26 protein-coding genes are annotated in these 24,926 nt (G+C 51.3%); 12 read left to right on the top strand and 14 right to left on the bottom strand.

Going from position 1 to position 24,926, the window contains the following annotated elements:
• The first annotated feature begins 41 nt into the window (after positions 1–41).
• Positions 42–596, top strand: a complete 555-nt coding sequence (locus tag R5268_RS09700; RefSeq protein ID WP_218454078.1) for a dihydrofolate reductase family protein — start codon at positions 42–44, stop codon at positions 594–596.
• Here R5268_RS09700 and R5268_RS09695 read toward each other — a convergent pair.
• Both R5268_RS09695 and R5268_RS09690 read right to left on the bottom strand, forming a co-directional pair.
• Positions 578–1,348: a class I SAM-dependent methyltransferase gene (locus R5268_RS09695; RefSeq protein ID WP_317420020.1), complete on the bottom strand. Its 771-nt coding sequence runs from the start codon at positions 1,346–1,348 to the stop codon at positions 578–580. The two genes, R5268_RS09700 and R5268_RS09695, sit on opposite strands and share 19 nt — an antisense overlap.
• Entirely contained in the window at positions 1,348–2,115 is a 768-nt protein-coding gene (locus R5268_RS09690; protein ID WP_317420022.1) for a class I SAM-dependent methyltransferase, read from the bottom strand. The genes R5268_RS09695 and R5268_RS09690 overlap by 1 nt, the downstream gene beginning before the upstream one ends.
• Positions 2,116–2,279: 164 nt before the next feature.
• On the opposite strand from R5268_RS09690, the gene R5268_RS09685 reads away from it, so the two are divergent.
• Both R5268_RS09685 and R5268_RS09680 read left to right on the top strand, forming a co-directional pair.
• A complete protein-coding gene (locus R5268_RS09685) occupies positions 2,280–3,545 on the top strand; it encodes a hypothetical protein (protein WP_317420023.1) in 1,266 nt (421 codons plus the stop codon).
• On the top strand, positions 3,545–4,852 hold the full coding sequence (locus R5268_RS09680) for a hypothetical protein (RefSeq protein WP_317420025.1): 1,308 nt from the start codon (positions 3,545–3,547) through the stop codon (positions 4,850–4,852). Before R5268_RS09685 ends, R5268_RS09680 begins: the two co-directional genes overlap by 1 nt.
• 42 nt (positions 4,853–4,894) lie before the next feature.
• On the opposite strand, the gene R5268_RS09675 is transcribed toward R5268_RS09680, so the two are convergent.
• The 3 genes from R5268_RS09675 to R5268_RS09665 form a co-directional block, all read right to left on the bottom strand.
• Complete coding sequence (locus R5268_RS09675) at positions 4,895–6,082, bottom strand: MFS transporter (RefSeq protein WP_317420026.1); 1,188 nt, start codon at positions 6,080–6,082, stop codon at positions 4,895–4,897.
• A gap of 91 nt (positions 6,083–6,173) precedes the next feature.
• Positions 6,174–6,596, bottom strand: a complete 423-nt coding sequence (locus tag R5268_RS09670; RefSeq protein ID WP_054425746.1) for a MerR family transcriptional regulator — start codon at positions 6,594–6,596, stop codon at positions 6,174–6,176.
• A complete protein-coding gene (locus tag R5268_RS09665) occupies positions 6,593–7,300 on the bottom strand; it encodes a GNAT family N-acetyltransferase (protein WP_218454073.1) in 708 nt (235 codons plus the stop codon). Before R5268_RS09665 ends, R5268_RS09670 begins: the two co-directional genes overlap by 4 nt.
• 442 nt (positions 7,301–7,742) lie before the next feature.
• Here R5268_RS09665 and R5268_RS09660 point away from each other — a divergent pair, with 442 nt between their 5' ends.
• From R5268_RS09660 to R5268_RS09650, 3 genes are read left to right on the top strand one after another with little or no spacing between them, the layout of a single operon-like run.
• Positions 7,743–8,807 (top strand): FecCD family ABC transporter permease, encoded by a 1,065-nt coding sequence (locus R5268_RS09660; RefSeq protein WP_247719077.1) that lies wholly within the window; start codon positions 7,743–7,745, stop codon positions 8,805–8,807.
• A 1-nt stretch (position 8,808) separates the two neighbouring features.
• The gene (locus R5268_RS09655) at positions 8,809–9,549 is read left to right on the top strand and encodes an ABC transporter ATP-binding protein (RefSeq protein ID WP_218454071.1); all 741 of its coding nucleotides are present in this window, start codon (positions 8,809–8,811) and stop codon (positions 9,547–9,549) included.
• A 13-nt stretch (positions 9,550–9,562) separates the two neighbouring features.
• The gene (locus R5268_RS09650) at positions 9,563–10,549 is read left to right on the top strand and encodes an ABC transporter substrate-binding protein (protein ID WP_317420030.1); all 987 of its coding nucleotides are present in this window, start codon (positions 9,563–9,565) and stop codon (positions 10,547–10,549) included.
• 62 nt (positions 10,550–10,611) lie between these two features.
• On the opposite strand, the gene R5268_RS09645 is transcribed toward R5268_RS09650, so the two are convergent.
• The 4 genes from R5268_RS09645 to R5268_RS09630 all read right to left on the bottom strand — a co-directional run bounded on the left by R5268_RS09645 (position 10,612) and on the right by R5268_RS09630 (position 13,043).
• Entirely contained in the window at positions 10,612–10,923 is a 312-nt protein-coding gene (locus R5268_RS09645) for an AzlD domain-containing protein (RefSeq protein ID WP_024473104.1), read from the bottom strand.
• On the bottom strand, positions 10,920–11,627 hold the full coding sequence (locus tag R5268_RS09640) for an AzlC family ABC transporter permease (protein WP_052927627.1): 708 nt from the start codon (positions 11,625–11,627) through the stop codon (positions 10,920–10,922). Before R5268_RS09640 ends, R5268_RS09645 begins: the two co-directional genes overlap by 4 nt.
• Before the next feature lie 86 nt (positions 11,628–11,713).
• Entirely contained in the window at positions 11,714–12,550 is an 837-nt protein-coding gene (locus R5268_RS09635; RefSeq protein WP_182108049.1) for an AraC family transcriptional regulator, read from the bottom strand.
• 88 nt (positions 12,551–12,638) lie between these two features.
• Positions 12,639–13,043, bottom strand: a complete 405-nt coding sequence (locus tag R5268_RS09630; RefSeq protein WP_317420033.1) for an NUDIX domain-containing protein — start codon at positions 13,041–13,043, stop codon at positions 12,639–12,641.
• Between the two features lie 214 nt (positions 13,044–13,257).
• Here R5268_RS09630 and R5268_RS09625 point away from each other — a divergent pair, with 214 nt between their 5' ends.
• Positions 13,258–14,433, top strand: a complete 1,176-nt coding sequence (locus R5268_RS09625; RefSeq protein ID WP_218454067.1) for an MFS transporter — start codon at positions 13,258–13,260, stop codon at positions 14,431–14,433.
• On the opposite strand, the gene R5268_RS09620 is transcribed toward R5268_RS09625, so the two are convergent.
• Complete coding sequence (locus R5268_RS09620; RefSeq protein ID WP_218454066.1) at positions 14,430–15,338, bottom strand: LysR family transcriptional regulator; 909 nt, start codon at positions 15,336–15,338, stop codon at positions 14,430–14,432. The genes R5268_RS09625 and R5268_RS09620 overlap by 4 nt on opposite strands.
• A gap of 100 nt (positions 15,339–15,438) precedes the next feature.
• Here R5268_RS09620 and R5268_RS09615 point away from each other — a divergent pair, with 100 nt between their 5' ends.
• Together R5268_RS09615 and R5268_RS09610 are read left to right on the top strand one after the other, a co-directional pair.
• The gene (locus R5268_RS09615) at positions 15,439–16,281 is read left to right on the top strand and encodes a PhzF family phenazine biosynthesis protein (RefSeq protein WP_046893371.1); all 843 of its coding nucleotides are present in this window, start codon (positions 15,439–15,441) and stop codon (positions 16,279–16,281) included.
• A 27-nt stretch (positions 16,282–16,308) separates the two neighbouring features.
• Positions 16,309–17,166, top strand: a complete 858-nt coding sequence (locus tag R5268_RS09610) for a PhzF family phenazine biosynthesis protein (protein ID WP_317420036.1) — start codon at positions 16,309–16,311, stop codon at positions 17,164–17,166.
• 47 nt (positions 17,167–17,213) lie between these two features.
• Here the strand turns inward: R5268_RS09610 and R5268_RS09605 are convergent, their stop codons facing one another.
• Positions 17,214–17,828: a TetR/AcrR family transcriptional regulator gene (locus tag R5268_RS09605; protein WP_166707831.1), complete on the bottom strand. Its 615-nt coding sequence runs from the start codon at positions 17,826–17,828 to the stop codon at positions 17,214–17,216.
• A gap of 94 nt (positions 17,829–17,922) precedes the next feature.
• Between R5268_RS09605 and R5268_RS09600 the strand changes: the two genes are divergently transcribed.
• Positions 17,923–18,708, top strand: coding sequence for a DJ-1/PfpI family protein (locus R5268_RS09600; RefSeq protein ID WP_317420037.1), 786 nt, complete (start codon positions 17,923–17,925; stop codon positions 18,706–18,708).
• Here R5268_RS09600 and R5268_RS09595 read toward each other — a convergent pair.
• From R5268_RS09595 to R5268_RS09585, 3 genes are all read right to left on the bottom strand, one after another.
• Positions 18,699–19,766: an alpha/beta hydrolase family protein gene (locus tag R5268_RS09595; protein WP_317420038.1), complete on the bottom strand. Its 1,068-nt coding sequence runs from the start codon at positions 19,764–19,766 to the stop codon at positions 18,699–18,701. The two genes, R5268_RS09600 and R5268_RS09595, sit on opposite strands and share 10 nt — an antisense overlap.
• Positions 19,767–19,770: 4 nt before the next feature.
• Positions 19,771–21,501 (bottom strand): GNAT family N-acetyltransferase, encoded by a 1,731-nt coding sequence (locus tag R5268_RS09590; RefSeq protein ID WP_317420040.1) that lies wholly within the window; start codon positions 21,499–21,501, stop codon positions 19,771–19,773.
• A gap of 114 nt (positions 21,502–21,615) precedes the next feature.
• Positions 21,616–22,518, bottom strand: a complete 903-nt coding sequence (locus tag R5268_RS09585; RefSeq protein ID WP_317420042.1) for a LysR family transcriptional regulator — start codon at positions 22,516–22,518, stop codon at positions 21,616–21,618.
• Positions 22,519–22,635: 117 nt separating this feature from the next.
• Between R5268_RS09585 and R5268_RS09580 the strand changes: the two genes are divergently transcribed.
• Complete coding sequence (locus R5268_RS09580; protein ID WP_107680304.1) at positions 22,636–23,823, top strand: MFS transporter; 1,188 nt, start codon at positions 22,636–22,638, stop codon at positions 23,821–23,823.
• A 121-nt stretch (positions 23,824–23,944) separates the two neighbouring features.
• Positions 23,945–24,916: a prolyl aminopeptidase gene (gene pip, locus R5268_RS09575; RefSeq protein WP_317420045.1), complete on the top strand. Its 972-nt coding sequence runs from the start codon at positions 23,945–23,947 to the stop codon at positions 24,914–24,916.
• Positions 24,917–24,926: the final 10 nt, after the last annotated feature.

Here is a 24,926-nt window from a genome sequence, read left to right as displayed (position 1 = left end):
ATAATACACTCTCCTGTTAATCCGTCATTAAGGAATCAGCTATGCGCCATATTATTTATATTGCCACCAGCCTGGACGGCTATATTGCCGATGCACAGGATAAGCTGGACTGGCTGTTTGCCGTGCCGAATCCGGAGCAGGACGATATGGGGTTTGCTGCGTTTATGCAGCGGGTTGATGCTGTGGTGATGGGGCGGAAAACGTTTGATACCGTCTGTGCATTTGATGGTGAGTGGCCATATGATAAACCGGTTTTTGTGCTGTCCCGCACAATGACGGAATTACCGGAAAAACTGGCGGGTAAAGCAGTATATCCGGTACAGGGGGAGATTGATGCTGTGCTGGCCGGTATTCACCGTGCCGGGTATCACAACCTGTATATTGACGGCGGAACAGCAGCGAAACAGTGTCTGGCCGCCGATCTGATTGACGAAATGGTCATAACCACAGTCCCGGTACTGCTGGGCGGCGGCACGCCGTTATTTGGTTCTCTGCCGTCGCCGCTGCAGTTTGTTCATATCAGTACAGAACAGTATTTTAATTATATGGTGAAAAATACCTGGCACCGTCAGCGGGATCAGGCTGCGCACGCCTGATTACACTGCGGGTGCCCCAGTTCAAACACCATTTCACGGGAATCCGGACTGAACGGGCTGAAACGGTGGTCGCCGTAAATATGACGAACCATCAGCCCGCTGAATGTCACGGCTTCTGTAATTTCAGCGGCGGAAGGGAAAGTAATATCCGATTCCGCGCGGTAAATCCGGCCATTCTCACCGATCTGATAAAAAGTCTGATAACGGACAACACCGTTATGCTCTGAAACATCATTCCAGGATATCACGTCACCGAATTTATCACTGCGCTGAACTTCCCGGCTCAGTTCCGGCGTCCATTCCCGCCACTCCTCCGTGGCCGGATTGCGGCTGTCAAACAGTACAATACCGTCCCGGCTTAAATGGCGCTGTATATTCTGCAAAGCGGCAATACGTTGTTCACGGGACAGAAAAACCTGGAATGCATGACCGGATAAGATAATCAGATCATAAGTCATGCCGGTATCCAGTGTTTCCGCAGATGCCTGCAACCAGCTGACGTGGTCAGTTTTTTTCTGTGCGATGGCCAGCATGGCAGCCGCCGGGTCAGCCCCGGTCAGGATCTTATGCGGATATTTTTCCGCAATGACTGCCATCAGTGTGCCGGTACCGCAACCCAGATCCAAAATCCGCCCCGCAGTGGCCGCCCGGGTGAGATACATATCAAAATCGGCCCGCCACTCATTGTCCATATCATAAAATTGCGCCAGTTCAGGATCGCGGTAAAGCGGGTCATCATATTGTGTGGTCATTAATTATCTGTCCCTGCACTGTGTTTGCGGGCGCTGAGCAATAAAAACGGCGCATAACGGTTAAATATGTCTGTTTCGGGACGAACGTCCAGCCACTTCTGCGGAATTTTCGGTTCCTGTAAGGCGCGGAGTTCAAACCCTGCATCCAGCAGTGCAGTGACATAGCTTTGCACTGTCCGGTGATATTTCACCACATCGTCCACAAACCAGTGTGTCAGACGGCGGGATTCATCCTGATAATTATCGACCGGCATGCAGACAAACCGGCCATGTTCATCTTTTTGATATGAGGAAGCAAAAGCAGTACACATCGGATGCTCCACAGAGAAAACAAAATATCCGCCGGGCTGCAACCTTGTATATATGTCGTTTGCCAGTGCAGTGAAGTCAGCAATGTAATGAATGGCCAGAGAAGAAACAATAATATCAAACTTTTTCAGCGTAGCAGGTAAACAGGTCATTGAACCGTGCAGGTAGCGGATATGCGGATCATTTGTCAGTTTTTGCGCTTCCGTAAACATTTTTTCCGACAACTCTATGCCGGTAACGGATGCCGCGCCGCCTTGCCTGGCATAACGGGCAAAATCGCCGAAGCCACTGCCAAGGTCTAGCACCTGTTTATGCTTCAGACAGGGAAGTAACGCGCGCAGCGCAGGTACTTCCAGTATACCATTCAGACCGGTATCGTTCTGACGCAGACGACGGTAGTTTTCAAAGAAAACAGGATCATCATAAACATTATTTTTTGCATTACTGAATTCAGACATCGTTTCTCCTTAGCGCTTTCACTCCGACACTAACCTGAAACACTGAGAAATACCTTAAAAACGATACTGTTCTGATGAAGCGAGACCGGTAAGGTTTCCTGGCATACGTGAAAAAGATAAACTCAGGTTAATTTTTCTGTTATTACCGGGTGTATTTTCTGTTTATGAAAAAAGTCTGTTTTTTTGATCTTCCCTTTGTCCGGCAGGATCACAACGCTAAACCGGAACATAATTACCGCCGTATCCTGGCGGGTGACTACGTGTTTTATACCTTTGCTTCTCAGTTCAGTGACAAAGCAGTGCTGAAAAAATTGCAGGAGGGGGACCGGGTCTTTATCGGCGCCCGTCCGCTGGCAGACGGCAGTTACTGGCTGCACTGGCTGGTATCACCGGAGCACGGTAATCTGGAACCGGTGACAGAAGGAACCGGTAATCTGCGTAACCTGAAAAAGCTGGCACTTTCTCTGGCGATGGTCATTTTATCTGTCTGGCTGTTTTTTACACAACTGTCGGGTGTGATTGCCGCGCTGATACTGATGCTCGTTTTCGGCGCGGGATTGTGGATGCTGGCATCGTCAGTTCAGGCACTGCTGGTGACCAACAGCAGAACCATGAAGCAGCTTCTGAACGGGCTGGCACAGGTTAAAGCGGGGGATACCGGTATATGTTCTCAGGCTGAATATCTGCTGCCCGGCACAACGAAAAGCACACGGTACCGGAAGCCGGGGGATGAAGAACGTTTCAACGAACTGGATTCGGTCCGCCCGGAAGATTACCGCCATGCGGAAAACCTGACACTGACCGGTGTGCAGGGAACCGTTACCGATCTCCGTTCTGTCCGCGATTTTACCGGCAGCGGTAAATCCCGCCGCGACTATATTGAATATCATTTTTTGTGCAGCAGTATTCCGTTCACACTGCGTAACTATTACAGCTCAATGACAGAAGATATTAATCCGCTGTTTTTCCGCAGCCATCCGTTTTTTATTGCTGCGGATGATCCTGTCAATCTGATTGTCAATCGGCAGAAAGGTGTTATTACCGGTCTTTATAATGAACGTGATCACAGTGCCTACCTGAAACCGGACGGCATGGCGATATCCTCACAGCAGGTGAAACTGATGTATAAGGTGTTTACCGGTATTTTTCTGGTGATGATGCTGCTGATGATGATTTTTATATTCAATGATTTGTGGAGTATTAAAGGCACCCCGGATAAATGGGACTGGCTGCATGCCGCAAAATCACTGGGTGGTATGGCGCTGATGTTTATGATGATTATCAGCGGAATTCTGCTGCTGGTTGAAGTGGTGACGCTGCTTGTGCGGAAAAACTCAGCAGGAGCGGCCCGTTTTGTTTTTGTCAGGCAGATGCTGATACAGCTCAGAATCCGGAACGGCAAAAACACAGTTGTACAGGAAATTAACTGATGTTTGCAGACGGACGCACCCGGATTACGCTTCTGGCCATTGTGTTTATAACGTCACTGATGCTGACGTTTTCAGATACGTTTTTTTCAGCGCCGGACAGAAAACGCATCCGCAGCTATCAGCCGGAAAAAGAGACGGTAAAATTATCCTCACGGGTCATCAGCTCTTTTCAGAACGGCGTGATGATAACCGGTGTCAGAGATGCTATACGGGTTGATTTGGAGAGCTGCGACAGAGAAACCCGCACGTGCCGCCACAGCAAAAATGTGGGTTTTGACCCGGTAAAGGACACGGATATTCCGCTGCTGAACCTGAAAATATCGCCGGATAAAAAAGCGATCAGTGATTATCTGGAAAAACAGACCTATGAACTGAGACGCAATGAAGTCTACGGCAGCAGACCGCTGGTGCCGGTAACCTATATTATGACGGAGCAGGACGGCGATTTACGGGTCAGTGCCATGTTTATGGGACGGGCAGAAAGTCAGGCCTGTGATAAGCAGGGGCGGTGCCTGATCCTGTTTCAGGATTACGGGTCGTATAAAAATTATGTTTTCTATTCCGGAGATGGTGGTCAGAACTGGCGCTGGTTATCGCAGTGGCAGATGCCGGAAGTCGCGGGTGATGCAAAGATTATCGCCGTTACCGCGCCGGGCAGCGGACTTATGGTTCAGAACAACACACTGTATCAGACCCGTGATTACGGACAAAACTGGCGCCTGTTGTTCAGTATGAACCACCGCAAAAAAAGAACCACCGACCGTTACGGACAACGGTATGTCAGCCTGAAAAGCATTTACTGGCACTATAACGGTAACGGGCAGGTCGCGGCATGGATGGCGGATGAAAGAAACGACCCGGAAAATGTTGTCCTGGTCTGCTTTAATACCCGGACACTGAAAACGGAGTCTGACCTGCTTATCCCGGGGGAGATAGGTGCGCTGGACAGCACAACCGGCGGTGAGTTTTATTTCACACTGACAGAAAAAGAGCGCAGGCGTCAGAGTGTGAATCACCTGAACTGTAACGGGGATTATTCGCCGGTACTGGAGACCGGCGGCAGTTATATTTCCGGTTTGTATGCCGGCACTGATTTACTGATAGCTGAGTTACATTCAGACACCCGGGTATCTGATGATGGCGGGCAGAACTGGAATACCGCAGCGGTACTCACGAAAGCATACGGGGAAACCGTGTTATTTGATAAATGGCATAACCGACTGTTTTATTTTCCTGACGGTAACTACAGCAGTACCCCGAAAGGAAACCGTGACGGACTGGAGTATGCCACCTCACCTGTGCAGTAAACACATCCGCCGCTGTTTGTAACGACAGCGGCGGAGTGACCGTCAGGCTGTATTTTCTGCCGGGGATTCATTCATACTGCGGCGCAGTAAAAACATCACCACCAGAATCACAATTCCGGTTGCCAGCCCGGCAACATTCACGGAATACCAGCCTGCATAATAAAAAGCGAATCCTGCCAGTAAACTGCCGAGAGCGCCGAAACTGAAGATAAGAAAATCGGTCGCGCCCTGGATTTTTGCCCGCTCATTACCGGTATAAGTGCGGGGAAGCAGATGCGTGGTGCTGATCAGAATGAAGTTCCAGGCCAGTCCCAGAGACGTCATGGCAATCAGGAAATGGGCATAACTGTTGCCGGTCAGGCTGACGGCATTACTGATTAACAGACAAATCACGCCCAGCCAGACAAAACATTTTACCCCGAGGCGGCTGATTAACTGACCGGTAAAGAAAGAGGGCGCAAACATCCCCAGAATGTGACACTGAAACACAAAGGCGATTGCCGGGAACTCAAATCCCTGTGCTTTCATTGCCAGCGGGAACGCACCGACCATATACACCACTAATGCATATCCGGCACCACTGACCACCGCGATCAGGATCAGCAGCGGCTGGGAATATAACTGCCGGTAAGGCCGGTTTGCCGTGGTATTACCGGTTTGAGCGGGAAGTTGTGCTTTCAGCGGTAAGAATGTCAGCAGTACAAAGGCCATGATATAAATGGCGGTCAGTGCTCCGAAAGTGCCGAGAAACGGATAAGCCGCCACCAGTGTCCGGGTGGACATCGCCAGTGACGGACCGACGAGTACGGCAATAATCCCGCCGCTCATCACCACACCAATCGCTTTTGCCCGCAGCGCGGCAGGGGCTTCCTCCAGCGCGGCAAAACGGTATTGCTGGGCAGTGCCGATGGCAATGCCGGTAAAAAAAGTCCCCGCTGAAAACAGCAGCATGTTGTGTGTATAAATACCGGCAATCGCCAGTAATGCACCGGTCAGACCCCCGATATTGCCGAGAATAAACCCGGCGCGGCGGCCGAATCGCATCATAAAGTGAGCCATCGGTACTGAGGCAGAAATCAGTCCGATATATTGCGCCAGCAGCGGGATCGTGGCATGCGCCGGATCGTCTGCCAGCTGTGCCCCGATAAGAACGGCAACGGAGAGCACCAGAGCATTCCCGGTGGTAAACAGCGCTAAGGCGGCTGAGAGCCAATAAACAGAACGTGGCATAATAATTCCTTATTATTCAATATAAAAAATGAATAATGACATCAGACGGAAATCAGTATGCCGGATGATACAACTTCAAGCTGACTTTAAGTCAAGCGGGTTTTTTCACCGTTTTGTTTCTGTTTTTTTTCAGGCTGACACTCAGGATTTTGCGGAACTTCGGACAGGCCAGATGATTTTCCGCCGGGCACTGTTCAATATGCAGCAGCCCCTGTTTCAGATTCTGTAATTCACGGATTTTCTGGTCAATTTCAGTGATTTTTGCCTGAATTGCCGTCCTTTCAATACCTTTTGACGGCAGTTCACTGAGCATCACGGCAATTTCATCCAGTGAAAAATGCCCTTGTCTGGCGAGAATGATCAGCGACAGCCGCGTCAGCACTTCTTCGTCATAAATACGGGTCAGTCCCTTGCGCCCGGCAGGCGTGATCAGCCCCTTGCTTTCATAATAGCGGATAGTGGCGGTTGTCAGGCCGGTCAGCTCTGCGACACGGCCGATATCAATCATTTTCATAATGCATCACGCAGTGACGCCAGAGAGCGGATTTGTTTGCCGTCCGGCGTAAAATTATCCGCTGACAGCCACTGTTCCATCGCCCGGTTAACAACCGGCCATTCGCTGTCAATGACGGAGAACCATTCGGTATCACGGGTGCGGCCTTTGACGACTCTGGCCTGACGGAAACAGCCTTCATACTGAAAACCCAGGCGCAGTGCCGCATGACGGGAAGGGGCGTTGAGACTGTCACATTTCCACTCATAGCGGCGGTAACCGAGGGTATCAAATACATATTTCATCAGCAGCCAGTGGGCTTCTGTGGACATCACGGTGCCGCTGAGCAGCGGGGAAAAATGCACATGACCGACTTCGGTAACGCCATTTTTCTCATCTGTCCGCATCAGGGAAAAGACACCAACGGCCTTGCCGGTCTGTTTATCCGTGATGGTGAAAAACAGCGGATCTGAGGATTGTGCATTTTTTTCAATGCGGGTGCGGTACTCAGCTGCATCCTGCGGCGGTTCATCCGGCAGCCAGGTCCAGTGACGTCCGTCCGGGGCGAGTGAAAATGCCCGGTAAAGGTCATCCGCATGTGCAGGACTGAGCGGATCTATCCGGCAGTGGCGGCCTTCCGCACTGATACGGGCAGGGTAAGGACGGCCGTTCCAGTCCGGGACGATATCACCGACAGTTTGTCCGAATGTGTTTATCTGACTCATTGATTGTTTCTCCGCGCTGTTTTGCTTTCCTGTACTGTAATATGCTGAACGGGATGAGAAAAGAGCCGGTTTTTTAAAATTTAAGAGAACCACTTCAGATACACGTAAACAGATGAATGTGGTTTATGTATTGATGTTATCCGGCAAAATCATGTTGATGCGGTAAAATAGTCTTGTTCAGATAAATAAAAACACCTGAAATACACCCGTGTTCTATTCTGTATTAATCAGATACAGATCATTAAATATGAATATTTACGGATTATTTCACGCAATATACTCTGGGGGAGTACATTATCACGCCGGGTTCTTCGCTATAATCGGATTAATTAATAACAGCAGAGACTCAGCGGCAGATTACTGCAATATTTCGTTATCATAATGTAATATTTTAGTAAATACGTTAACAGTCTCTGACCTGATGAAATACAGGTTAACCGTGATGAGTGATATAGTCAGCGCAACAACCGTTCGGCGTAAAGAAAAGCTGAATTTCCGGAATGTGTCACAATTTTTTATCTGCCTGTCTGTATTGCTTGGCGCTATGTTTTTTTCACTGTTCTATGGCAGTGTGAATATGGAATTTCACCAGAAACTGAATACAGTCATCAGCATTATTACCGGCAGTATAAACAGTGATGACCTGCTGCCGTATGAAACCATCATTTATAATATCCGTCTGCCCCGGATTATCCTTGTGGCGATTACCGGTGCATCTCTGTCGCTGGTGGGAATACTGATGCAGACGATAACCCGTAACGAACTGGCTGACCCGTATATTCTCGGGGTTTCCTCCGGTGCCAGTGCCGGGGCGGTATCAGCCATTGTACTCGGATTATTTGCCTTTATGTCGCCTTATAATGTGTATATCGGGGCATTTGCCGGCGGATTGATATCCACCGCTATTATTGTCTTATTTAATTTTAAAAAGAGTAACATGACCAATCTTGTGCTGATAGGGATTGGTATTTCCAGTTTATTCTCTGCTATTACTACCGCCATTATTTATTTATCCAAAAACGAAAGTCAGGTTAAAAGTGCCATGTTCTGGATGCTGGGCAGTTTTTCCGGTATTAAATGGTCTTATATTCCGCTGCCGCTGGTGGCATTGATTGCAGTACTAATTTTTTGTCTGTTATTCAGTAATGTGCTGGATACGTTATTACTGGGTGCGGATGCATCAGCCCAATTAGGCGTGAACGTGGGTGCAATCAAGCTGGGAGTGATTATTTTATCATCATTTGTGGTGTCTATTATTGTTGCTAACGTCGGCGTCATCGCTTTTATCGGCCTTATTATTCCGCATATTGTCCGTAATACGATTTCTGTAAAGCATTTTAAATTATCACTCTATTCCTGTCTGGTCGGTGGTGCATTTCTGGTGGTTATTGACACCATTTCCCGCAGCTGGTTTAAACCGGAGGAGATCCCGGTCGGCATTCTGACCTCACTGATTGGTGCGCCGCTGTTTGTGTATATCATTATTAAAGCGAACAGGAGCCGGTAACGTGAGCACTGTTGATATTACTGACCTGAGTTATAACGGAATACTGAAAGATATTAATTTATCATTTTCCGGAAAAAGAGTGATTGGTATTGTCGGACCCAACGGTTCCGGAAAAACAACCTTATTGAGACATATTTACCGGGATATTAAAACACGGGGAACCGTTTTCTTTGATAATACTGATATCGCTCAATTTTCCATCAAGTCACTTGCGCGCAATATCTCGGTACTGACGCAGTTTAATGATCAGGTGGAAGGCAAACTGACCATTGAAGAAATCGTGGTGATGGGGCGGATGCCGTATAAAAAACATTATGTGGATTACAGCGACCGGGATTTTGTGATTGCAGATAACTACATGGCATTGTTTGGTCTGCAAAAAATGAAAAATAAAGAGTATCACGCACTGTCCGGCGGTGAAAAACAACGGGTGATGCTGGCGAAATGTTTTTCCCAGGAAACCGATATTATGATTCTGGATGAACCGACCAACCATCTGGATATCCGTTATAAAGTGGAAGTAATGAAAGCACTCGCTGCATCAGAATCCACCGTGATAATGACCATTCACGATATTAATTTGTCTGCAAAATACTGCCAGTATCTGATCCTGATGAATGAAGGTCAGATTTATGCTCAGGGTACACCGGCGGAAGTATTAACCCGGGAGTGTCTGCGCGATGTATTTGGTGTGGAATTTACGGTATTACCGGTCGAAGATCGTGTCGCTATATTTTTATAATCCGGATGAGGGAATGATGAAAAAATTATTATCGAGTACCTTAGTTATCTCTGCGCTGTTTTCTGCAACAGCAAACGCTGAAAATAAAACCGATCCGGCTTATGTCCCGGTTGAATTCAGTGCAAAACTGGATGGCAATGAATATCACTTTAAACCTGAGCAATCTCCGCAGCGTATTGTATCTCTCAGTCAGATCACCACCGAAATGCTGCTGGCGCTGGATTTGGGTGATCGCATGGTCGGCACTGCTTTCCTGGAAGAGCCGATTTATCCGCCGGTAAAAGCAGCATATGACAAAATTCCTGTTCTGGCGGAAAAATGGCCGTCTTACGAAGTTTTTATGTCCGTTAAACCGGATTTTGCGACCGGCTGGGCAAACTCGTTCTCAAAACTGGCACTGGAAGCCAATAAAATTGTGCCGGAAGGCGTTGCCGTTTATGTACCGGAATCCATGACATCACCGAAAGCAGATGTGAATACCTATTTTAACGATATGCTGAAATTCGGTGAGATTTTCGGTGTGGAAGATACCGCTGAAAAATACGTGGCGGGAGAGAAAGAAAAACTGAAGACGGTTATCAGTCAGATTCAGCGCTATCCGGAAAAAACAGCCTTTATTTTTGATTCTCAGGACGGTAAACCCTATACTTTCTTTGATGGTTATACGTCGGAGATGCTGAAACTGATTTCCGTTAAAAATATTTTTGCCGGTAAAAATACCGGAAAAACCTGGGCGGTCGGTAACTGGGAAGATGTGATCATGTCTGATCCGGAAGTGATCATTATTCCTGTTTATAAAGGCTTCCGTAATGACGATGATTATGACCAGAAAGTATCATTTATCGAATCCATGCCGGAAATGCAGGGCGTAAAAGCCGTGAAAAATAAAAACTATATTAAAGTTAATTTATCTGAATTAGTTCCGGGCCCGCGTTCGATTGATATTTTGCCGGTACTGGCAAAAGAAATTCACGAAAACAGTAAATTACAAAAACAGTAATCCACAAACACAGTAATAATGACGTATGTCCGCACCGGTTTCCGGTGCGGACAGTTAAACCATCAGAACAGATAAATCAGGGTGTAGAAAAATACCAGTGTCAGTACGACAGTCAGCAGGGTATTTTTAATCAGCCGCGCCGCAATAATACAAAACAGCGTACCCCATAAATACGGATTATCACTGATATCGCGGAATTGCTGTTCCTCTAATAATACAATCGGCGCGCAAATAGCCACCAGCAGGCAGGGTGCGGAATAAGTCAGTGCCTGCTGAATAAAAACCGGCAACCGCAGCGGTAATCCCGGGATCAGAAAAATAAAGCGCAGCGAAAACAGCATCAGTGTCAGTGCGAGTATTAATCCCCAGCTCATTTTACATCCCCCCATTTACGTCCCAGCAAAACGGCCAGCAGCATGGCACTGACCCCGGCAATCACCGCGCTGCCCTGAATACCGGCCCGGGTCAGAATAATCGTGACGACAAAGGAGAAGAGTGCCCCGGCAAGTGCGCTTTTGGATTTGATCAGCGGCACCACAATCGCCAGCAGAGTCGCCACCACCGAAAAGTCGAGCCGGAGCTGACTCAGGTCACTGATGCTGTGTGCCAGCACAATACCGAGGATACTGACCAGCACCCAGACCAGATAAAAACTCAGCCCGGCACCAAACAGATAGGCAAAACTCAGGCGCTGACGCCCGGCGACACTGACAGCAAACAGTTCATCCGTCAGTAAAAAACCGATACCGGCCCGTTGCAGCGGCGAAAACGGCCGTACATGCGGGCGCAGTGTCAGCCCGTACAGCAGATGTTGCGAGGTGATAAAAAAGACGGAAACGAGAATAGTGATCACGCCTGCACCACTGTTAAGCAGGCCGAGCGTCACCAGCTGGGCGGCACCGGCAAACACCATGGCGGACATCGCGACACTTTGCGCAAAGGTCAGGCCGCTGTCCACCGCCATTGATCCGGCGAGGATCGCCCACGGCACCACGGCCAGGTTGAGCGGGGTCATATGCAGTGCACCGGTGAAAAAGTCTTTCAGCGGCGCGGCGGGTAATGCAGTTGTGGTTGTCATTTTTTATTATCCGTACAGCGTAAAACAGTCCGGATACTCTGCCATGACGCGGCAGCAAAAAGATTGTACAAAATTGTTCAGCAGGCTCAGCGGTGCTGCATAAACTTGCCCGGCGAGACGCCCATCGCCCGTTTAAAATGACGGGTAAAATGGCTTTGATCGGTAAACCCGCACTGCAAAGAGACATCCGCCGGGCGGCCGCCGGTTTGCAGTAGTTGCCGTGCTTTGCGCAGACGTGCCTGAATCAGCCACGCATGAGGCGGCATGCCGTAACGCCGGCGGAACTGGCGCAAAAAATACCACGGGCTGAGATTGGCTATCGCGGCCAGTTCATCCAGAGAATAATCAGTTTCCGGATGACTGTTCATCATTTCGGCAATATGCTGCAAACGCTGACCCGCCGGGGTGATCTCCGCCGGGCGGAACCCTTTTTTATTGTGACGGGTGATAAGCCAGGCCAGTGTTGAGAGCAGCAGAGATCCTTTCAGCAGCCGGTTATCCGGTTTCATCAGGACATCAAACAGCAAGCGCAGTTGTGCCGCCAGGCCGGGGTCATGCACTACGGCGTGAGAAAACCAGGGCACAAACCCCTGATCGGCAGATTTGAGATCCTGCATCAGCGTGTTCAGCATCTCCGGTGTCGGGTAAATCGCCCGGTAGGCCCAGCCGCTTTCCAGTGCAGCTGAACCGGTATGAATTTCATCGGAATTCACCAGAATGATATCGCCGGTCGGGGCATAATGATTACTGCCGGTGCGGAAAAATTGCTGAACACCTTCTTCAATCACGCCGATACAAAATCCTTCGTGGGTATGACGGCTGAATTTTTGCTGATAGTAACGGGCAGAGATCATCCCCAGACCATAAAAATCGTCCAGATGAAAGTAGTCCGCCTGTTCGCGGGAATGTCCGTCACTCTGCATGGTGTGTCCTGCTCTGCTTTTACTGTAACCGGTTATTATCGCGCAGCTTTACGCTCTGTCTTGTACAAAATTGCTCAGTTGCGGTATATCAGCCGATCAGTTTTTGTGCTGCCAGATCGTTGATAATCAGTGCAGCCACCAGGGAACAGCGGGGCAGATCGCGGCTGTCCAGCCAGTCCAGCTCAGCAATTTCTGCCGCCGGTTGCAATTCGCCGGTAAATTCCGCCTGATAACAGCGGATTCGCACCTGTGTGCCGTCCTGTTTGCCATCCGCCTGACCGGTGAATTCTCCGTAAAACGTAATGGTGTCCGGTTTCAGGGTTACCGTCAGCTCCTCATCAATTTCACGGCACAGCGCCTGTTCATCCGTTTCACCGGCTTCACGTTTGCCGCCCGGCGCGTAGAACAGGGTTTTGTTATGGGAGCGTACCATCGCCACTTTGCCGTCTTTCAGGGTAATTAACGCCAGTTTATTGATCATTTTTGCGCTCATCGCAGTTCCTTTATCACCGGGGTGAATGTGTGCTTTGCAGCCATTATGACACTGTGCGTTCCGGTCAGTGTCAACTTTTTTGCTACTGACAGTTTCCGTGACTGATCTTCCGTGCGGATCGCAGATTTGGCAGGATAAGCACCGGATATATCCGCACTTTTAATTCACATTATTTATATCAGGGACACACATCGTGTCTCCTGCGGGTATCTCTATGAAAAATAACGTTATGCTGATTTTACTTTCTCTGTCACTGGCGGTGTTTGGTGTCATTACCACTGAAGTGGCGGTGATAGGTCTGCTGCCGCAACTGACGGAACAACTACAGATCACGGCACCACAGGTCGGTTTCCTGGTCAGTATCTATGCGGTGGTGGTGGCCATTACCGGGCCTGCCATCACGCTGATGCTGGGACGCTATAACCGCAAAACAGTTTTACTGGTGATTATGGCGATCTTTATTGTTTCCAATATCGCATATGCCATCACGCATCAGTATGATGTGATTCTGTTTTTCCGTATCCTGCCTGCGCTGACACACGCGGTATTTTTTGCCATTGCTCTGGTGGTGGCGGCTAATGTGGTCCCGCCTGCACGATCTGCTCATGCGATTGCAATTGTGTTTTCCGGAGTGGCTGTCGGTATGGTACTGGGGATGCCGCTCAGCGCGTTTATTGCGGAAATTTTCACACTCAGTGCGGCGTTCTGGTTCGGGGCGCTGACCAGTGTGGTCGCTTTTACCGGGATCGCGCTGTTTGTGCCGTCACTGCCGGTGACACAGGCACTGAAAGTGAGAGAACAGCTGGCGATTCTGCAACGCCGTGACGTGTGGCTGAGTATTGCGGCAGTGACGCTGATTTTTTCTGCGATGTTTGCAGGATTCAGCTATATCGCCGATTATCTCGTCACAATTACCGGTTTTTCCAATAATATGACCAGCACGTTACTGGTGGTGTTCGGTATCAGCGGCTATTTCGGTAACTTTATTTTCAGCCGCTATTTGCAGCGTAATGTTATTAAAACCACGTCATTGTATCCGCTGCTGTTTATCCTGATTTACCTGGCAGTCTGGTTGTGCGGTTCTTCGCCGTGGCTGATGGTGCCGGTGGTGGTGCTCTGGGGAATACTGCATACCTCCGGATTGATCGTCAGTCAGACCTGGCTGCTGCGCGAGGCCGGAAATACACCGGAATTTACCAACAGCCTGTATATCGGTTTTTCCAATCTCGGGATCACCCTGGGTGCCATGGCAGGCGGGCGAATGATCCGCAGTTTTGGTGTCGATACTATTGTCTGGGCAGGAATTGTATTTGCCGCGGCGGCGTTTATCACGGTGCGGCTGAAAGTCCGGCAGCAGGCAGCGGCACACACCATCTGCCGCGCCGGTTAATCAAACGCACCCCGGCGGGCAGCAGCCAGCAGGGCATCTGTCACACAGCGGGTTCTGGCCGGTAACTGCGGCATCTGCGGCCGGAGAATATGCACCGGGGTCTGTGTGCCGTCACAGGCGGGAAGTACCCGGCATAGCGACCCGTCAGCCAGATAATCACCGATCATCCATAACGGCAGCTGGGCGATTCCGTGTCCGCCCAGCACCGCAGCCAGCATGGCATCACCATCCGCCAGTTCATAAAACGGCGGCGGGATGATGCGTAAAAGCTGCCCGTTATCATGCAGTGACCAGTAAAACGGCTTATCGCGACGGAATCCGGTAATACAGCGGTGCTGCATCAGTTCATCGCTATCCGCCGGCGTACCTGCCTGCGCCAGATAATCCGGCGCGGCACATAACACCGAGGTCTGAGTGGTCAGCTGCCGGGCAACCAGGTGGCTGCTGTCAGGCGGTTCACCGATGCGGATTGCCAGATCAACGCCTTCTTCCGCCAGGTCAATAAACTGTTCACGGAAAGAGACACTCATCATCAGTTGCGGATGCTGAGCCATCAGTTTTTCCAGTACCGGCATCACCCGGCGGCGGCCGAATGCGGCGGGTAAATCAATCCGTAACCGGCCACTCAGGGTAGTTTGCTGCTCACTGATTTCATCTGCCGCCTCGCCGAGAATGGCAAGTGCCGACAGGCAGCGGGTCAGATAGCGTTCTCCTGCCGGGGTCAGGGTAATACGGCGGTTGCCGCGCTGAAATAAACTGACACCAAGCGCGGCCTCCAGCTGGCTTATCCGTTTACCGGCGGCTGATTTTGTGATCCCCAGTTTGTCTGCTGCCGCCGTAAAACTGCCGCTCTGAGCGGCGGCCACAAAGGCGGTAATACCGGAAAAAGAATCTGTTTTCTGCATAATCAGTTTTTACTGTGATTGCTAATCGTTTCATCATAAGCGTTTTCTGTGATAAAAATCATCTTGTCTGCTCTGTTACCACATAAAAAGGATAATAACGTTGAATACCCGCACTTATCAGTTTTACCAGGTTGATGTTTTTTCTGATGTCCCGCTGCTGGGGAATGCCCTCGCGGTGGTGGTTGATGCGGATGATATGACGGATGAAGAAATGCACCGTTTTGCCCGCTGGACAAATCTCAGTGAAACGACGTTTCTGCTGAAACCGCAGGATCCGCAGGCGGATTACCGTGTCCGCATTTTCACGCCGGACGGCGAACTGCCGTTTGCCGGACACCCGACCCTGGGCACCTGTTATGTCTGGCGCGAAACGCAGCAGTTTACGGAGACACGCGATATCATTCAGGAGTGTGGTGTCGGCCCGGTGACGATCCGTCAGCAGGATAACCGGCTGGCATTTGCCGCACCCGCGTTGCTGCGCGGCGGGGATACTGATCCGCAGCAGGTGGCTTATATAGTGAAAGCGCTGGGGCTGCGTGATGAAGATGTGGTGCGCACCGCCTGGGTTGATAACGGGCCGGGATGGATTGGGCTGCAACTGACGTCGGTGGAGAAAGTGCTGGCCGCGAAGCCGGATTATTCTCTGCTGAAGGGGTACGATATCGGTCTTTGCGCGCTGTATGATGACCAGAACGGGCCGGTTGCACTGGAAGTGCGTGCATTATGCTGTTCTTTATCAGAAGAAGACCCGGTGACCGGCAGTCTTAATGCTTCGCTTGCTCAGTGGCTGATCGGCGAAGGTATTTTACCGGAGCGCTATGTGGCCGGTCAGGGGCAGGTTATCAACCGTGACGGCAAAATATTTGTCACTAAGGAAGCGGGACAGGTATGGGTTGCCGGAGATGTGACCTGTGTTATCACCGGACAGGCAACTCTGCGCTGACCGAAGCTGAATCAAAGGATATTAACCGTGAACAGTAAAACCCATCCTTTTTATCAGGTTGATGTATTTTCTGACGTTCCGTTGCTGGGGAATGCTCTGGCCGTTGTGGCGGATGCGGATGATCTGAGCGATGAAGAAATGCACCGTTTTGCCCGCTGGACAAATCTCAGTGAAACCACGTTTCTGCTGAAACCGCAGAATTCGCAGGCAGATTACCGTGTCCGTATCTTCACGCCTGACGGTGAACTGCCGTTTGCCGGGCATCCGACCCTGGGCAGTTGTCATGTCTGGAAGCAGTATACCGGATTCAGTGAAACGCGGGATATCATTCAGGAATGTGCCGCCGGGCTTATCACACTGCGTCAGTCTGAACAGGGAACCGCCTTTGCCGCACCGCCGATGATTAATGAGCGGGTTCTGACCGAAGACGAGTGCAATACGGTTGCGCTGGCTTACGGCATCCCCCGGAACGCCATTTTGCAGGCAAAATATATTGATAACGGCCCGGCATGGACCGGAATTGAAGTGGATTCCGTTGCCCGTCTGCTGGCTATCACGCCGGATTATGGCCTGCTCAGCCAGTCCGGTAATAAGGCATTGTATAAAATCGGTGTGTGCGCCCGATATCCGGCAGGCAGTGATGCCGCACTTGCGGTAAGAGCATTTATTAACCGCAGAGGGGCAGAAGATCCGGTCACCGGCAGCCTGAACGCAGCACTGGCACAGTGGCTTATCAGCAACGGCACATTACCGGCGCACTATCTGGCGCGTCAGGGCGAAAGTGTGAAACGTGACGGCTGGCTGAGTGTCCGGCAGGATGCGGACGGAATTTGGGTCGGCGGTGCGGTGACCGGTTGTATCCGGGGACAGGTGTCACTGCGCTGAAACAATGTTACTAAACAATGTCACGAAACAATGTCACCGGCCGGGGATTATTCCGCCGGTGATTTCAGTGCCGGTTGCAGTACGCTCTGACCGGCACGTACCATCTCCGCCAGTTGATCCGCGCTTTCACCGGCCCGGGCGCGCAGAGAAATACTGTGCAGAAAAGCCGTCAGTGTTTTTGCCAGCAGCGGGGCGGAATCCGGATCGCGCAGTGCGTTTTTCTCTTCATTCAGGCAATCCAGTACCATCATTTCCTGTGCCGCAATCACTTCCTGAAGGCGTTTGCGGATCGCCGGATCATTCACTTCTGCAGCTGCGGTCGATAGCACCATACATCCGGCCGGGCCATGCTCTCCGGTATACAGCGTGACGGTGGCCTGTAACCAGCGGGTCAGACGGGCAGCCAGCGGCTCTCCGGGAGTGCGCGGTGCCAGCGCAGCGGTGTAATGCGCCTGTGCTGTCTCGCCGAATCGGTCCATCGCCAGCTGATAAAGCCGCTCTTTATTACCGAAAGCGGCGTACAGGCTGGGTTTTTTCATTCCCGTTTCTGCGGCCAGTTCATCAAGAGATGTGGCGGTATAGCCTTTGCGCCAGAACTGCGCCATGATTTTATCCAGTGCGGCGGCACTGTCGTAATTCCGTGGTCTGCCTTTTTGTGCCATTTTATTACCGATCAGTATAAAAACATTTTACATCATTGTACCGCATGCATTATTTTACCGATTAGTAAATAAATGCCATTCACGGAGTATTTTGATGTCTGATCATGATTATGCGGTTGATACGATTTACGGGCTGAGCACGTCCTCCATTCAGGCTCTGGTTGCGGCCGGACGTGCATCACAGCCTGCATTACTGAAAGTCGGGATTTTTGTTTGCCCGGGCTATATGCCGATGGATATCAACGGCGCACAGTCCGTTTTTACGATCGCCGGGGCGGAAATCTGTTTTATCTGGAAACGCCGCGAACTGGTGGAGGGGTACATCGGCTGGCCGACAATGCCGACAATGACGTTCGATGAGTGTCCGGACGATCTGGATGTGCTGGTAACCGGTATGGTTCCGCCGGAAGTGATTGAAGACCCGGAAGTCATCCGCTTTTTTGCGCAGGCAGGCAAAAAGGCAAAATACGTTATCGGCACCTGCTACGGCTCATTGATGCTGGGTACTGCCGGGTTACTCAACGGCAAAAGGGCAACCAGTAACAGCAATGTGGTGCCGATGCTGCCGGATGTCGGTGCTGTTGCGGTCGGCGGCAGTGATGTCGTGATCGACGGGACAATATATACCTCCGGCCCGGCGACCGGCTCTTTTGATGCTTCACTGCTGGTGCTGAAAGCGCTGCGGGGTGAGGAGATGGCTGCGCTGGTTGAATTGGCGATTGAATACGATCCGCGTCCGCCGTTCCGCACCGGGTCACCGGAACTTGCGGGGCCGGAAATGACCGCCATTTCGCAAAGTATGACCGCGCCGCTGAACCGGCAATATCACGACGCCGCGAAGCGGGGCTATGCCCGCTTTCAGCGGATGATTCAGGACTGACAAGCCGGATAATAGGCTGTCAAATCCGGGGTTTTGTTTTTGATCCAGTCAGTGATCAGAGACAATGCCCCGGGATAATAGGCTTCCCGTCCTGCGTACAGGAATTGCCACTGACGCAGTACCGGCCAGTCGCTGCTGAGCTGATAATTAAATGCCGGGGATTGTAATAAACCATGCCCGGCCTGCGGAAAGACAATAACGTTTGCCTGCGGGTTATTTTTCAGAAGAGACTGATAGCGGCAGGCGTTCGGCAGGGCATCCACGTTGAGATCCTCCGCACCCCATACGGCCAGCACCCGGCCGTTCATCTGCGGGATCGCCGGTGAGGCATCACTCAGGTAATTTTTGACCACAAACGCAAAGCGATCCGGTGTCATATCACCGCGCTCTGCCGGGTCTTCTGAGCCGCCGGCACCAAATATCCGGTCATTATCCGCCTGTTCTGCGGCCAGCAATTGTGTTATTTCTTCCGGCGATTTTCCCTGCTGTGCGTAGCGCAGTCTCTGATAAAACTGCCCCTGGTCCCGCCAGTTCACGGCACCGCCGATAATTACGGAAAAGGCGGGCTGTGATTGTGCCGCCGCCAACGGAATCACCCATCCGGCCTGGGAAAAGCCGAGAAAACCAATCTGTACCGGGGTGTTCTGATAGCGGGACTGCATCAGTATCAGTGCGGCCACGGCTTCCTCAGCGCGATCATCCATGGACTGATGCAGCCAGTTTCCCTGACTGTTGCCGGTACCGGCTTTATCCCAGGAAAATACTGCAACACCGGCATCCAGTAAGGCGTTAAATAACGGGTTATATCCGTTGTCTGAGTACCGGTCCTGCGGACCATCACCATGAATAATCACGGCAACCGCCGCAGGGTGTCCGTTACCGGGCAGCAGCAGGGTGCCGGAAAGGGTATTTCCCTGTGAGGTAAAGGTCAGCTCTTCAGTGATGGCATTATCGAAATCAAAATCATCAAGATGACCGGTAAAGAACAATATCAGCCCGGCCGTCAGTAACAGCAGGGCGAGCCCGGTAAGCGTCCGGCGGATATAACGCGCTATCATGTTGTTACTCTTCGTCGTCTTCGGATAAAAGAAAATCCCATTGCGCGAACGGTGTAAATCCGCTCTGTTGCGCGAGGATCAGGGAAGATATGTTATCGGTCTGGCAGCGGTACTGCGGTTTTAAACCCGCCTCAAGAATAACCCTGTTCAGTGCCAGCAATGCCTGACGGGCAAATCCTTGTCTGCGGTAACGGGGATCGGTCAGTACACCGATATCCTGCAATAACGAATCTTCCCACTGACAGGCACTGGCGGCGGCAACCAGCTGACCTTCCGCAAAAACACCCGTGACCCGCGGATGCGTCAGTTCCACTCCGGCGATATCCGCATCTTCATCATTATTCCGGGCACAAAACTGCGCAAAAATATCCCGGTCTGCTTCTGTCAGCATGCGGACATTACCCGGGATCGCAGCATCTTTCTGAGCTGCTTCCGCGGCCTCAGTCAGATAAAAAAACTGATCTGCATACTGCCAGCGAAGCCCGGCCTGTTCCGCAAGAGAAAGAAATTCATCCCGTGATACCGGCTGTTCCGGGGTCAGTGCAAGCTGTTGTGCCAGTTCAGCAGAAATATGAATGCGGTTATGCCCCGGTTGCCGTAACCACAGTGCATCATAGCCGGTTTCCAAATCAGTTCTGCACATCAGCCGCCATAAGGCGGATTCTGCCAGCACTTCACCACGCCGGTATTCCGCATCCCAGTGGTCAGTGATAACTGCCGGGAATGCCGGGCTGAGAAAAGCCGCTGCGGCTGCCCTGGCCAGAGTTTCGGTATCACACTCTTCGCTGTTGGATAAAACAACGATGGTGGTATCAGATTTTGTCAGCCGGATAAAGTACGTGCTGGTCCCCATCCAGCCTCCGGCATGTTCCAGACTCAGTTCACCGAAATGCTGCAGGGTATATAACCCGGCTGCATAAGGTTCATAGTCCGTAACGGGCGTGCCGTTTTCTGTCTGCGGGGAGAGCGTTTCTGTCATCTGCTGTATCAGTGCAGAGCCGCCGACACGGGCGGTGCGGTAGTTTTCACCCCATTTCATCAAATCAGCCGCGCAGGAATGTACCGCACCATCACCGGTATGTGTCCACGGACTTTCGGAAATCCGCCACTGACCGGCGGCTTTGCCGTAACCGGTTGCAATGATTTGCGGTGCCGGATATTGCTCAACAATAAAGGTCTTATCCATCGCCAGCGGTGCAAAAATCCGCTCACGGGCAAAATCAGCAAACGACTGCCCGCTGATCCGTTCAATTATCTGCGATAACAAAAAATAGCCGGTATTACTGTAATCATGGCGGGTACCGGGCGGAAAATCTGCCTCAGTCTGGCTGACCAGATCAGCCAGGGTTTCCTGCGGTGTCAGCGGATCATAAAAACCCACTTTGCGGGCAAACGCGAGATCCATATAGTCCTTCAGCCCGGAGGTATGGTGCAGGAGATGGCGCAATGTTACCGGACGGGCGTATTCACCCAGCTCCGGCAAAACGGATAAAACGGAATCACTGAGGGAAATCTTACCTTCCTGAACCAGCAACAGCAGCGAAAAAGCAGCGAACTGCTTGGAAACAGAGGCTAAATTAAAAATAGTATCCGGTGTTACCGGCGTGCGGGTTGCCACATCCGCCATACCCCGGCAGCTGTGCCACGTTGCACCATTATCAGTACGGACCATGACGATAACACCGGGTTCGTCCGGTGAAAAGCCCGCAGTCAGCGCATTCAGTGCCGTTTGCATTGTCGGTTCTCTCTTATTTTTACAGGGCAGATTTATTTTAAGACTAAATGTGCTGAAAAATATTGTCGAGCAGATCCGGTGCCGTATCATCAATAGCTTAAGGTAGTGTTCAGATTAACCGGCCTGCATGAAACTCCGGCTGTGTTGCAGAACAAAATCGATAAAACAGCGCAGACGGGGAGAAAGTGCCTGACTCCGGTAATAAACCGCATTAACCGGCTGTTTATGCTCATAGGTATACGACGTCAGAATCTGACGAAATTCGCCGTTTTCACGCATCTCATGGGTTACAAAATCGGAAATACAGGCAATTCCCGCACCGGAACGCGCCAGGTTACAGATAATTTCTCCGCTGCCTGTCGCCAGTGATGGCGTAATTTTCAGTCCCTTTTTATTGCCGTTATACAGCGGCCAGATATTCAGATTTTCCGGCGCGATAAATCCCAGCAGGGTGTGCTGTGCCAGATCTTCCGGTGTTTTCGGCTCACCGTATTGCTGAAGATAGCGGGGGCTGGCCAGAACCCGCTGGCGGGTGTATCCCATCAGCGTGGCGTGCAAAGACGAATCGGCCAGCGGGCCGAAACGGAATGCAATATCAGTCTGTTTTTCCAGTAAATTGGTAATGCCTTCAAAGTTAGTCAGTTCAAGGCGGATTTGCGGATAACGTTCATGGAATTGTGTGACCAGCGGTGCAATCACATGGAGCTGAACAGGCGTTGAAGCATCGACCCGCAAAGTGCCGGAAGGGATTTCTTTGTGGTTCATCAGCACATCTTCCGCTTCCTGTGCCAGTTGTACCACATCGCGTGCTTTTTGCAGAAACAGCGCGCCTTCCTCAGTCAGTTTCAGCCGCCGCGTGGTGCGGTAAAGCAGGGTGCTGTTCATCTTTTCTTCAAGGCGCAGCAGGGCACGGCTGACCGCTGAAACCGTCAATCCGCTCTGCGCGGCGGCGGCAGTCACTGAGCCGCAGTCAATCACTGCGATAAATGCCCGCATTTCTTCCAGTGTGATTTTCATTATTGCGTTTTACTCAATTGTTTTTTGCAGATTAACGGCTGTTCCCGCGAAAATCAATGTGGCAGAATCGCCGTCCTGACAACACAGTGACGTTGTTTTTTTTATTCTGAGGACATTATGCGAACAAATACTGCTCTGTTATCCCTGTCTGTCGGCGCGTTTGCCATCGGGGCAACGGAATTTTCCCCGATGGGAATGCTGCCGGAAATTGCCGGATCACTCGGTGTTTCTATTCCTGCCGCCGGCATGCTGGTGGTGGTATATGCACTGGGTGTGATGCTGGGGGCTCCGGTGATGACACTGCTGCTGATCCGCCGTTCGCCGAAAGCTGCGCTGATTTTTCTGATGAGCATTTTTACAGCAGGCAATGTGATGTCAGCGCTGGCGCCGGATTATAATACGCTGCTGCTCGCCCGCTTTATAACCAGTCTGAATCACGGTGCATTCTTCGGAATTGGTGCCATGGTGGCAACCCGTGTGGTGGCAAAAGGTAAAGAAGCAGGGGCAATAGCAGGTATGTTTATGGGACTGACCATTGCCAATATCGGCGGCGTTCCCGCAATCACTAAATTGTCTCAGATACTGGGCTGGCGGGAATCGTTCTTTGTGGTCAGTCTCCTCGGCCTGCTGACAATGGCGGCGCTGCTGCGATCACTGCCGCGTAATATGCAGGGACAAGCGCTCAATCTGCGCCGTGAATTGCAGGTACTGACCCGTCCGGCGGTATTACTGGCAATGCTGTGTACGGTGCTGGGGGCCAGTGCCATGTTTACGTTTTATACCTATATTGCACCTGCGCTGACCTTTATTTCCGCAGTACCGGAAACACAGATCAGTATGATGCTGATACTGGTCGGACTGGGCTTTACGCTGGGTAACTATCTGGGCGGTGTATGGGCAAACCGTTCTGTCTCCCGCACGTTATACGGATTATTCGCACTGCTGGCACTGACTATGGTCCTGTTTCCGCTGATGGCACGTGACAGTGTCACGTCCGGAATTATGCTGGTGATCTGGGGCGCGGCCAGTTTTGGGATCGTCCCGCCGCTCCAGGTAAAAGTCATGCAGGTCGCATCAGAGGCGCAGGCATTGGCATCTTCCGTTAATATCGGCGCGTTTAACCTCGGTAATGCGGTTGGTGCTGCGCTGGGTGCATCAGTGCTGGCAAACGGCGGCGATTATGCCGGTGTCAGTTATGCCGGTGCAGCAGTGGCCGCAGCCGGATTAGTGGTGCTGCGGATAACATTACGCCGGACAAAACCGCAGATTACCGTGTCAGATACGGAGCAATGCACGACGCTCTGAACGCATTAACACGTCAGATATCAGGGCAGCCTGTGGTGTGATCACCACAGGCTGCTTGTCTTTTATGCAGGTTATTGATTAGGATGGTAAGTTCTGTTGACTGATAACCGGTGGTTTTGCAATGACAACATCTTCTGATACTACACTGCGTACGTTATATCCGGCCATTGAGCCTTATGAAACCGGGTTTCTCGATGTTGGCCATGGTCACCGGATCTATTACGAACGAGCCGGTACACCCGGTGCGAAACCGGCTGTTTTTCTGCACGGCGGACCGGGCGGCGGGATCAGCCCGGAATACCGGCGCTATTTTGATCCTGCCCGTTATGATGTGCTGCTGTTTGATCAGCGCGGATGCGGGCGTTCAACACCACATGCTGAAATTGCCCATAACACCACGTGGGATCTGACGGATGATATTGAGCGGCTGAGAAAACATATTGGTGTCAGCAAATGGCTGGTATTCGGCGGCTCCTGGGGGGCATCACTGGCGCTGGCATACAGTGAAACGTATCCGCAGCAGGTGAGTGAAATTATTTTGCGCGGTGTGTATACCGTGACACAGTCAGAGCTGGACTGGTATTACCAATTTGGTGTTTCTCAGATGTTCCCGGAAGAGTGGGAAGCCTTTCTGGTTCCGGTTCCGGTGCAGGAGCGGCACAATATGATCGCTGCCTATCGTAAGCTGCTGACTGATGATGATATTCAGGTTCAGTTAACGGCAGCCAAAGCCTGGACCTTGTGGGAAGGGAAAACCACCACATTGTTACCGGATGCAGGACATCTGGACGAATTTACCGATGATCATTTCGCCATCGCATTTGCCCGGCTGGAAAATCACTATTTTTATCACCGGTGCTGGCTGGAGGAAGGGCAGTTACTGCGCGATATTCACCGGTTACACGGTATTCCGGGCATTATTGTTCACGGTCGTTATGATATGCCGTGCCCGGCAACGTTTGCCTGGCATCTTCACAAAGCCTGGCCGGGTTCGGTACTGCACCTGATTGAAGGTGCGGGGCATGCGATGTCTGAACCGGGCATCCGGGATCAGTTACTGCGGGCAACCGACTATTTTGCAGCGGCATGCTGATAATCCTTAT

It is taken from the genome of Morganella sp. BCCO 40_0007 (assembly GCF_032989665.1).
Lineage (GTDB): Bacteria > Pseudomonadota > Gammaproteobacteria > Enterobacterales > Enterobacteriaceae > Morganella > Morganella sibonii.
The sequence above is the reverse complement of the archived record's forward strand: the minus strand, read 5'-3'. Positions and strand labels throughout refer to the sequence as shown.